The following is a 10,673-nucleotide window of genomic DNA, read 5'->3' on the forward strand; positions in this document are numbered from 1 at the left end:
AAAAACTTTTATCTACATTAATAATTTATCATTTGAATACACGGATAATCAATGAGACGCTTACAAGCAAGTTTCTACTAATGAATTGAAGGGAAAACAATGAAAAAATTTCTAGTACTAATAACAGCTGTTTTTATATTATCGGCTTGTGCACCGGAAGTAGGCAGCGAAGATTGGTGTAAAGAAATGAAAGACAAGCCAAAAGGTGACTGGACGGCAAATGAAGCGACTGAGTATGCAAAAAGTTGCTTCATGAAATAATCGCCTTCAAATTCGTAAACGAGGGAAGCCAACCTTTTCTTCCCTCGTCTATGTCACTTTTATGATGCAATTCGTTTTATTTTGATGTTCTACAGATAAACGATGAATACCCCATTAAAACTAAACCTCAACAGCTTGTTTTATCAACAAGGTATTCCTCTCCATTTTGATCTCTAAATACATACTGCAGCCCTTGATCAAGCAATCGCTTTATTTTCGGTTGCTGACAGAATGTTGGCCGTATCCAGCTCTTTAAGCCATCAAGATCAGTACCCTTAAGGGTAACAACAACGGTTGGACCAATAGCATAAGCTTCTACTATTTCAACGCCCTCTTTCATTGCGACATGTTTCGCTTCATTAATCGTTTTAGCATGCTGTTTAGCAAGACGGTTCATTGCCATTAAATCGTCTGGTTTCGACGCGCTACACCCTGCTAATAGTATGCTCACTACACCAATAGCGATTATTCTTTTATAGTTCAACGCTCGTTCTTCCCAGTCTTAAGTAATACCGAAGTTACCTTAATTTACTCTCTGTATGAGATAACTAAGACAATAGACTCGTATAGAACATTTCAGTTCACAAAAATAATTAGAGGGTAATGAAAAGGGCTTCGTATTTGGAGCGACACACGAGACCCCTGATCTTCAAGGCTTAGGCGTGACCTCAACCTTGGCAAGGCTGCGATCAACCAGCTGAGCTAGTGATTGTAGAGATAACGCGTCGAGACTCTTTTTAATATGCTACAAACGTCAAAAAGCCCAATCATTTCTGATTGGGCTTTTCAATTTGGAGCGACACACGAGGCTCGAACTCGTGACCTCAACCTTGGCAAGGTTGCGCTCTACCAGCTGAGCTAGTGTCGCATGCTATATCTTTCGATACAGACTTTAATAGATGGTGCCCCGGGCCGGACTTGAACCGGCACAGCGCGAACGCCGAGGGATTTTAAATCCCTTGTGTCTACCAATTCCACCACCAGGGCACGCAATTCTTTATTGCGATGCTCCAACCAATGTGCTTTATAAAAAGCGGTTAGACACCATCTTAATAACGGTCTGCCAATGTAACGTGACCGTTAGTACAAAATTTGGAGCGACACACGAGGCTCGAACTCGTGACCTCAACCTTGGCAAGGTTGCGCTCTACCAGCTGAGCTAGTGTCGCATATTATTCTCAAGGAATAATGGAGGCGCGTCCCGGAGTCGAACCGAGGTACACGGATTTGCAATCCGCTGCATAGCCACTCTGCCAACGCGCCATATTCTTTAATGCCAAAACATCTTAAAGAATTAAGCAATCTTTCAATCGCTAACCGTTAATGAGTTGCCCCGTTGCGGTATGGGCTGCATTCTACGGATTGCTCAGTATGAGTCAACATCAAAATCATATTATTTCGATCGTTTGATTACTTTATATCCAAAACGCAATAAATAACAATCAACCGCCTATTAATCAAACAGTAACTAGTTCTCACACGATTATTTTCAAACAAATCTAAACACATACAGAAATCAAAAACCTTTATCTTTTGTTTACAAATAGTTGTTTCAAAATAACCCTGGTCTTTTTGGTATAAATATTAACGCTTCAAATATTGTTACTTTTCATCAAATAGCGCAAAATAGAGATCTACATCACACTTTCTTTTGTTGTCTAGGTTTATTAATGAAAAAGCTAACCTTTGGTCTGATCACCATGGCTGTTATTGCACTTTCAGCATGCGCACCGCAAAACCATCACCAACCAGTATCAGTTACTATTAGCTTTTTGACTCAAGTACCTTCATTGCCGTCTTTAAAATCAAAGAATGACAATTTTTATTCATCTGATGAAAAACAAGCAGAAAAGATAGAAACATGGCTATCGAAGCAAATACAAAATGCCGAAAAAGTGGCTGATAATAACAATGCCGACTTCATCGCATTCTACTCAGATCAAGATATCAAAAAAACAAAGTTAGCACCTAACTTTTCTTATATTACAGCTCTAGTACTTACACCTGAAAGCATTAAAAAGTATGGCAACACGCTGGCGAAAACCAAGCCTATTCTAGCCAGTAATATTGATTTTGGATTATCGCAATCAGGTAATAATATCTATGCATATAACCCAAATAAAACCCGTGCAGATACTTATACCCAGTCATTTAACGGTGAAGATATCGCCTATTTATCTCTGATTAATCAAAGTAAGATTGTGGGTGCAGAACCTGACTCAAAAGATCTAGCGATTATTCGTCATACGGTGGATCGCCTACAAATTAACGGTATCAATAAAATCATCTTAATTAGTCAATTTTCTGAAACGGCAACTCGACAGTTAACATCAACGATTAGAGGGTTAGACGTTATTGTGGCTCATGGTGAGAAGAACAATGCGAATATCGACAAGAGTACCTGCATCGCAACGTTTACCAGTGTATCCCCTTTATTTCAGACCTTAGATGTTACGTTTAGCGCTGATGGTAAAATAACTCAATGTACGTTTTAGCGATTATCTGAATTCACAATCATTCAATGTTAAAAAGCCTCTAACTGTTTAATGGAAAGAGGCTTTTTATATTCGTACTCAATAACGCACGTCACTTTACACTGAACGTCTTAATCTTGTACGAGTGTTACTGCATCACGTACAAGTTTGCCAATTTCATCCCATTGACCAGCTTCAATCATCTTAGGTGAAACCATCCATGTGCCGCCACAGCAAAGAATACGATCAACTGCTAAGTAATCACGGATATTTGCTTCGCCAATACCACCTGTTGGCATAAAAGACACATCTACATACGGTGCAAGCAACGACTTAACCATATTGATACCACCAGACGCTTCTGCTGGGAAAAACTTCAAGAATGTTAATCCCAGCTCTAACGCTTGCTCTACTTGGCTTGGGCTATTAACACCCGGTACCATCGGAATATTAATTTCTTGGCAATAACGTACTGTATTCGGGTTTAGGCCAGGTGCAACAACAAACTCAGCACCCGCTTCAACTGCACAATCAACTTGTTCTGCATTCAGCACTGTTCCCGCACCAATGCACATTTGTGGGTATGCTTCACGCATTAAACGAATAGCTTCAGCGGCGGATTCTGTTCTAAACGTCACTTCAGCAACGGGTAAACCGTTTTCTACTAGTGTTTTAGCTAAAGGTACGGCTTGCTCAATACTGTTGATTTGAATAACCGGAATAACTTTAAATGCTTTCAATTTTTCAATGAGTTGCTGAGACATTAACTTCTGTTCCTTACAAAATATCTTTCATTGCGTCGAGCGGAATAATCGCTCCTGGATATTGAATGACTGTTGAAGCCAAGCGATGACCAAGCGTGGCTGATGACGACGCTGATTCACCATTGAGTCGCCCTGCTAAGTACCCTGCAGCAAAGGAATCACCTGCGGCACAAGTATCAACAACATGCTCAACCCTGTTGGCTGCCACATAGCTTGTTTCTGTTACGTCTGATTGTAAATTGGTGACAATTTTACAAGGCTCACAGCCACGTTTTATAACGACTTCGTTACAACCATATTGCTTACAACGCTCAACAATATTAGTTTTACCCCATACGCGAAGATCATCGTCTTCTGTAATTAATGCAATATCGACAAAAGGAAGTACTTGCGCATACCAGTATTGAGCTTGTTTTTCTGTCCATAACTGCGGGCGGTAGTTATTATCGAACAACACTTTTCCCCCAGCCGCTTTGTGTTTTTCTAGTAACGTAATTAATACCGTTTTGGCATCTTCAGCTAAAATCGCAAGGCTGATACCACTGATGTATAGTGCATCAAATTGATGCGAGTCAATCGCCAGCTCTAGTGGCGACAACTGTTCAGAAAAATAAAACTTTGCAGCACTATCATTACGCCAATAATGAAAATGGCGTTCGCCATTCGGTTCCGTTTCAACCAAATACAAGCCAGGTAGCTTGCCTTCAATTTTGCGAACTAAATCCGTCCCTATGTTTTCTTCTTGCCAAGATGCCAACATATCCTGACTGATCTTATCAACACCTAAGGCTGTCGCATAGCTAACAGAATGATGACGAGAAGTACCCAGCCTAGAAAGATAAAGTGCTGTATTTAAGGTATCACCACCAAAGGTACGCTGCAGAGGCTGACCACTTAACTCAACCATACATTCGCCGAAAAATGCAATTTTCACACTATTACCTTTATTTTTATTTGAGTGGTACTAAAAGAGTAATTTATATTGCGGGTCTCGGCTCATCACAAAGACCCGCATTTCATCTAGTTTTAGTGAATTATTTTGCCATTACAGGCTTTGTCGATACTGTTTCTGCAGCATCTTGTTCCATAGCTTGACGCTCTGCATCTAGAATGGCTTTTGCTTCAGCTTTAGTCACTGTATTTGCTGGTGTTGCAAGGCTTACCACAACACCCGCAGCTAATGCTGTAAGCACAGAAGGGATAACGGGGTTACCCCAGAATGTCGTCCAATCTGCATTAAACATGATAGCGAATGATGCAACAGATGCTCCTGCTAGCGTTGCAAGTGCACCCTGCCAGTTATAACGAGTCCAGAAACGTCCTAACATGCCACATACAAACATGCCTGACATAACCGTTGAAATCATTTTGGTGATATAGCTAATAATGTCATTCGATGTCAGTGCGAACAGTAGTGCAAAACCAATTACAACCACCAGCGAAATACGAGAGTAAGCAACCATCTTGTCTTTCGCTGGTACTTTACCCGTGAACATAATGTAGATATCACGCATCAAGATAGAGACACCTGCAATAGCATCAGAGCTTGCACTCGACATTGTTGCCGACAAACCTGCTATCAATACAATCATGCCAACACCAACAGGTAATACCGTTGCTGCAACATAAGGGAATGAGAAGTTAGGGTTATTCAAGTCAGGATTAATTGCATGGGCAGCCATACCAATAATCGCTGGAATGATAGAGAAGAATAAGTACAGCACACCCGAGATAACAAACGAACGACGGATGGTCGATACATCTTTACCCGAGTAGATACGCTGACGGAATGACGGTGTTGCAAGTACACCTACACCCACAACCATAGCGAGTGATACAGCAGGAATAATACCTAATTTATCAATTGCTAAGAAGCTTGTTGCAGCAGGTTCCATCGCAGCATAAAGGTTATCCATGCCACCAATGTAGTCTACCGACATCACAGCCATAAGAATGAAACCAGCAAACAAAATGATAGCTTGAATGGTGTCAGTCCATACCACAGCAGTGTAACCACCGATAACAACATAGATAGTAAATGCAGCAGCAATGATCAGCTTTGCTGTATTTAGGTCTATATCTGCAATCCACGCTAAGTACATGCCGCCACCAAGAATGTGTGCGCCTAACCAACCGATTGAAGCCACAAAGATCAAAACACCAACAACGTTCTTAACAATCTTATTTGCACCAACATAGTAAGCCAGTTCTTCGCTCATGGTCATAAAGTTAAGTTCACGAACAGGCGCAAACCATTTAGCCAACAGTAAAATACCAAGAGCACCACCGATACCATACAATGCACCAGCCCAACCATTGGCATAACCAAAGCCAACTGCACCCATACTTGAACCAGTACCCACCATCGTTGCGACAGTTGTACCTAATACAAGGAATAAAGGAAGGCTACGCCCGCCAAGTAGAAAATCTTCACCTGATTTCTGGTTGCGTGATACAAACCACCCTAGCCAGATTAAAAAAACCACATACACACCGAAACCGGTGAGAAAAAGTGTACTGTTCATCTCACACCTCTTATAATCCGTCATTGCTTTTATTTAATTGGGGATAGCCGTTAACTACCCCATGATTTACTGATTCCGTCAGTATTTATTTTTTCAAGCTGGTACTTTGCCAGCTTTTTTTCTTGCTTGTATTTCATAGCAGTACGGCAATATTTAACTAAACGCTATTACCCTCAGTACCCTTTCACTTGCCAGTATGCCCTTCACGCTCGCTTCATGAGTCTTTGCTCAACGAATATCTTGGCTTCATCACACACTGGCTAGCTTCTATTTTTTACAGTGTTACTTTGAATCTAGCTGTTATTAATTAACGGCGATCATCGCGATAGCACGTCACATCAACCTCAACTTTCACATCAACAACAAGATCACACACCATACAAATACGTGCAGGTGGGTTCTCGCCGAAAAATTCTTTAAACACTTTATTGAACGATTGGAAGTAACGTGAATCCGTCAGTACTACTTTTACGTGTACAACGTCTTTCAGGGCGTAACCTGCTTCTTCCATAATGTCGACACAGTTTTGAATCGCTAAACGAGACTGGTCAACAATACCGCCTTCAATCACTTCGCCATCTGTCATTGGTGTTTGACCAGATACGTAAAGGAAACCACCCGCTTCCGTTGCACGTGCAAATGGAAGATGTTGACCGCCTGTACCCGTTCCGCCTTCGATGCCGTAGCGTTTGATTGTCATAATATTTCTCCAACTTCTTTCTATTAAAATTTACATGAATTGATGGCAGTGAAATCTATGCTTTATTTCAAATCTCTATTTGATAGCAATTTCTCGACGGCCTTGTTAATACGTCATAAACGTTAGCGTTGATGACGGTAAAGAAAGCGACCATAACGCTGCGCGTCTACTTCGCCTTTTTGATAACTGATGCAGCCATTCACCATAACGGCGTCGATTCCTTTCGCTTTTGCAATTGGGTTTTCAAAAGTAGCTGCATCTTTAATTTCTGTTGGATTAAATAAAACAAGGTCAGCGTAGGCACCTTCTTTTATTTCTCCTCGGTCAGTGAGGCAATAGCGTTTTGCCGACATGCCCGTCATCTTATGAACGGCTTCAGCCAAAGAAAATAGCTGGCGTTCGCGGCTGTAATACCCCAAGACTTTCGGGAATGTGCCCCATAAACGCGGATGCGGATGCGGGTCATTCGGTAGTCCATCTGATCCCACCATGGTTAAACGGTATTTCAATACGCGCTCTACATCGGCTTCATCCATGCAGTGATAAACAGCACCTGCAGGTTGCAGTTTTTTCGCAGCGTCCATTAAGGGAAGTGCCATTTCTATTGCAATTTGCTTTAGCATCTTGCCGGCATGCTCTGGGTATGCTTCAGACCAAGTAATAAAAATATCTATTTCATCGGTCACTTGCTTTAAATCTAAAGTCGATGAACTCGCGGAATACGGGTAACAATCACATGAGACATCTTGATGCTTTGCCGTTTTTTCCATTACATCTAAAACTTCTACGGTACGTCCCCAGTTACCGGCCCCTGCACATTTAAGGTGAGAGATAACGACGGGTACTTTACCGTGTTTACCTGTGCGGAATGCTTCATCCATCGCACCTAAAATTTGTTCAAATTCAGTGCGCATATGCGTGGTATAAATACCGTCAAATGCAGCTAACTCTTCTACCAATGCCATTACTTCTTCAGTCGGTGCTTTCTGAGCACTGGCATACGCTAAACCCGAACTTAACCCCAATGCCCCTTGCGACATTGCGTCGTGTAGTTTACTTTTCATCAGTGCAATTTCAGAGGATGTTGCAGAGCGGTGCAAGTCATCCATTTCGTTGTTACGCAATGTGGTATGCCCTACTAATGCAGCCACATTCACGGCAGGTTGAGCGTGTTGAACGGCTTCTGCATAACTCTTAAAACTTGGGTATTTAAAATCGTCTTTCTGACCCAACAAGTTCATAGGATCTGGCGGATCGTTCGCTAATATTGCTGGTGAAGCACTGATCCCACAGTTGCCTACGATTACTGTTGTTACACCTTGGCTGATCTTAGGTAAACATTCTGGATAACGAATAACGTTAGTATCATCATGCGTATGCACATCAATAAAACCAGGCGCTAACGTTTGGCCTTCTCCATCGATTAGGCATTGCGTATCGCAGCCAGCGAGATCACCAATAGCTACAATACGATCCCCTTTAATTGCAACATCAGCGTTGTATGCATCGGCACCAGTCCCGTCTACAACTTGAACATTCCGGAATACGGTATCGAACTGCATGTGTTTTCCTTTACTTAAAATGGTTAACATTTACAGTTCGAATAATGTCGCCAAAACGGTTACTTCAAACTGCGTTTAATCGCCTAAAGGCTGTCTATCCAAACCACCGCGATGACTATCAAGTGCCAACTTCAAACGACGTAATCGGTCTCGAGAACGACGCTTATGACTTAATGCCAGTTCTGTTGATATCACATCAATCAGCGCCATCATTGCGTAACGTGAAGCCGATGGTTTGTAGATAAAATCTGTTTCTTGAATCACAACAGGCAATACCACATCACTTATTTCAGCCAATGGTGAGTTTGGCGCTGTAATGGCTATCACTTTCAATCCATATTGCTTTGCAATAGAGGCTGGCTCGACCACTTCGGGGGTAAAACCCGTTGCCGAAATCACCACCATTACATCGCTACTGTCTGCGGTTGATGCAACCATTCGAGCAAGTAAGCCATCGTTATAAGCCGTCACTGCGTACCCTAAACGGAATAAACGAAACTGCAGTTCTTGCGATAACATAGTGGAGCCTCCACCCATGCCAATCGACAGCACTTGTCTTGCCCCTTGCAGCATTTCCACAACCGTTGCAATGTCTTCTTCGTTGACCACTTTACGGTTTATGTTGATCACATTTTTGATCGACTCATAAACCCCTTGAATGCCTGACTGGTCAGGGCTTTCATGAATAAAGCGCTGACCTATTGCAATCGACTGCGCTAATTTCATTTTTAAATCACGTACATTTTTACATCCAACCGCTTTTGCAAACCGCGTAATGGTTGCCTCACTTACGCCTGCTTCATCAGCCAATTGGCTAATACTGGCATTCGCTGCTGACGCTAAATCGTCTATTACTAGCTTCGCCACTTTCTTCTCTGCATCTCGCAATTGCGAGAAACGTTCTGTAATTCTTGAAACAATATCGACTTCGATAGTCACGGTTATCACCTTCCTCTCGACACCACAAATCTTATTCACATCACCTTGCCAAAACAGTGAGAAACAGCACAAAAAGCAATTCAATGTTTGATAGTTTCTAACATACCAAATATCATCAACTCGCCAAAGAGCAATAACAGCAAGGCCTGAGAGCCATGTTAGGAGAATAAAGAATGAACCAATTAAATAAAAAGCATGTTAGTAAATACCAAGACACTCATCACAAAAAATTCTCGCCGGGCACCAAAGGTGTGTGGTCAAGCGAAAAACCTGATGGGAAATACAGCTTAATTAACGAAGATATCAGTCTTCCAGCAGCTGTAATTAAACAAAGTGCCCTCACCAATAACATGGAGTGGATGCAAACGTTCGCCAATCATCATCAAGTAAAGTTGTCGCCACATGGTAAAACCACCATGACGCCAGCATTTTTCGAACAACAGCTACAAGCTGGCGCATGGGGATTAACGGTCGCCACTGCACCACATGTACAAGCTGCTGCCGAAGGTGGTGCTGAAAACATCATGATGGCGAATCAATTAGTGGGCAAAGCCAACATGGGAATGGTGGCAAATGTTATTCAACAGAATGGTGTTAACTTCTACTGTTGTGTCGATTCAACTGATAACGTCGATCAGCTAAATCAGTTCTTTGTTGATGTAGAAATAACCTTAAACGTATTGATCGAAGCAGGTGTTGAAGGTGGTCGATGTGGTTGTCGTACCCCAGAAGAAGTCATTACTTTAGCCCATCATATAAATAATCTACCCGCATTAAACTTAGCGGGTATTGAAGTCTATGAAGGAGTAATACACGGCGATAACGCAGAGCAAGATATTCGCCAATTTTTAGCTCAAACAATTCAAACCGTTGAATTATTGATTGAAGAAAAATTAATTACAGATACCAATCCGATCATTACCGGCGCAGGTTCAGCATGGTATGACGTAGTCGCTGAAAGTTTTGCAGCCTGCCTGCACTTAACAGCCATTATTCGACCTGGCTGCTACGTTATTCATGACACAGGCATTTATGAAGATGCACAGAACCTTGTAATGGGCCGCGCAGAACAAAATCACGGCTACGCATGTGAACTAGGTGGTAACTTAGAATCTGCATTGGAAGTATGGGCGTATGTTTTATCGCGTCCAGAAACCAATAAAGCGGTGATTGGACTAGGTAAACGGGATGTCGCATTCGATGCAGGCTTACCTATTCCGGAACGAGGTTACCGTAACGGTGAAGCTATTTCAGTTAAAGGCTTAGTCGCGACGGCAATCATGGATCAACATATCTTTGTTACTGTACCCGATGGTGTAGATTTGAAAGTGGGCGACATGATTGCATTTTCAACCTCTCACCCTTGCTTAACCTTTGATAAGTGGAAGTATCTCTGCGTATCAGATGATGAGCATTCCGTGACTCAGTTTGTTGAGACGTGTTTTTAA

Annotated in this window: 10 protein-coding genes and 4 tRNA genes; 3 read left to right on the forward strand and 11 right to left on the reverse strand. The window is 42.1% G+C overall.

From position 1 onward, the window contains the following. Positions 1 to 99: 99 nt before the first annotated feature. On the forward strand, positions 100 to 261 hold the full coding sequence (locus tag C9J48_RS01940; RefSeq protein ID WP_006231364.1) for a DUF3012 domain-containing protein: 162 nt from the start codon (positions 100 to 102) through the stop codon (positions 259 to 261). Between the two features lie 127 nt (positions 262 to 388). Here the strand turns inward: C9J48_RS01940 and C9J48_RS01945 are convergent, their stop codons facing one another. The 5 genes from C9J48_RS01945 to C9J48_RS01965 form a co-directional block, all read right to left on the reverse strand. Next, on the reverse strand, positions 389 to 712 hold the full coding sequence (locus tag C9J48_RS01945; RefSeq protein ID WP_258191550.1) for a hypothetical protein: 324 nt from the start codon (positions 710 to 712) through the stop codon (positions 389 to 391). 341 nt (positions 713 to 1,053) lie between these two features. Continuing rightward, positions 1,054 to 1,129: transfer RNA gene (locus C9J48_RS01950), tRNA-Gly, on the reverse strand. Between the two features lie 32 nt (positions 1,130 to 1,161). Beyond that, positions 1,162 to 1,248 (reverse strand) — tRNA-Leu (locus C9J48_RS01955). Between the two features lie 106 nt (positions 1,249 to 1,354). Then, positions 1,355 to 1,430 (reverse strand) — tRNA-Gly (locus C9J48_RS01960). Between the two features lie 20 nt (positions 1,431 to 1,450). Then, a tRNA-Cys gene (locus tag C9J48_RS01965) sits at positions 1,451 to 1,524 on the reverse strand. 407 nt (positions 1,525 to 1,931) lie between these two features. On the opposite strand from C9J48_RS01965, the gene C9J48_RS01970 reads away from it, so the two are divergent. Then, positions 1,932 to 2,756, forward strand: coding sequence for a metallophosphoesterase family protein (locus C9J48_RS01970; RefSeq protein ID WP_006231362.1), 825 nt, complete (start codon positions 1,932 to 1,934; stop codon positions 2,754 to 2,756). Between the two features lie 110 nt (positions 2,757 to 2,866). Here the strand turns inward: C9J48_RS01970 and C9J48_RS01975 are convergent, their stop codons facing one another. The 6 genes from C9J48_RS01975 to C9J48_RS02000 form a co-directional block, all read right to left on the reverse strand. After that, on the reverse strand, positions 2,867 to 3,499 hold the full coding sequence (locus C9J48_RS01975) for a bifunctional 4-hydroxy-2-oxoglutarate aldolase/2-dehydro-3-deoxy-phosphogluconate aldolase (RefSeq protein WP_006231361.1): 633 nt from the start codon (positions 3,497 to 3,499) through the stop codon (positions 2,867 to 2,869). 13 nt (positions 3,500 to 3,512) lie between these two features. Beyond that, positions 3,513 to 4,406, reverse strand: a complete 894-nt coding sequence (locus C9J48_RS01980; protein WP_181320795.1) for a PfkB family carbohydrate kinase — start codon at positions 4,404 to 4,406, stop codon at positions 3,513 to 3,515. Between the two features lie 127 nt (positions 4,407 to 4,533). After that, positions 4,534 to 6,024 carry a sodium:solute symporter family protein gene (locus C9J48_RS01985; protein ID WP_006231358.1) on the reverse strand — a complete coding sequence of 497 codons (1,491 nt, stop codon included), beginning with the start codon at positions 6,022 to 6,024 and terminating at the stop codon, positions 4,534 to 4,536. 307 nt (positions 6,025 to 6,331) lie between these two features. Further along, positions 6,332 to 6,724, reverse strand: coding sequence for a RidA family protein (locus tag C9J48_RS01990; RefSeq protein ID WP_006231357.1), 393 nt, complete (start codon positions 6,722 to 6,724; stop codon positions 6,332 to 6,334). Positions 6,725 to 6,846: 122 nt separating this feature from the next. Further along, positions 6,847 to 8,286 (reverse strand): N-acyl-D-amino-acid deacylase family protein, encoded by a 1,440-nt coding sequence (locus C9J48_RS01995; protein ID WP_006231355.1) that lies wholly within the window; start codon positions 8,284 to 8,286, stop codon positions 6,847 to 6,849. 75 nt (positions 8,287 to 8,361) lie between these two features. After that, entirely contained in the window at positions 8,362 to 9,225 is an 864-nt protein-coding gene (locus tag C9J48_RS02000; RefSeq protein WP_006231354.1) for a MurR/RpiR family transcriptional regulator, read from the reverse strand. A gap of 173 nt (positions 9,226 to 9,398) precedes the next feature. Between C9J48_RS02000 and C9J48_RS02005 the strand changes: the two genes are divergently transcribed. Next, a complete protein-coding gene (locus tag C9J48_RS02005; protein WP_006231353.1) occupies positions 9,399 to 10,673 on the forward strand; it encodes an amino acid deaminase in 1,275 nt (424 codons plus the stop codon).

It is taken from the genome of Photobacterium profundum (assembly GCF_003026285.1).
GTDB lineage: Bacteria > Pseudomonadota > Gammaproteobacteria > Enterobacterales > Vibrionaceae > Photobacterium > Photobacterium profundum.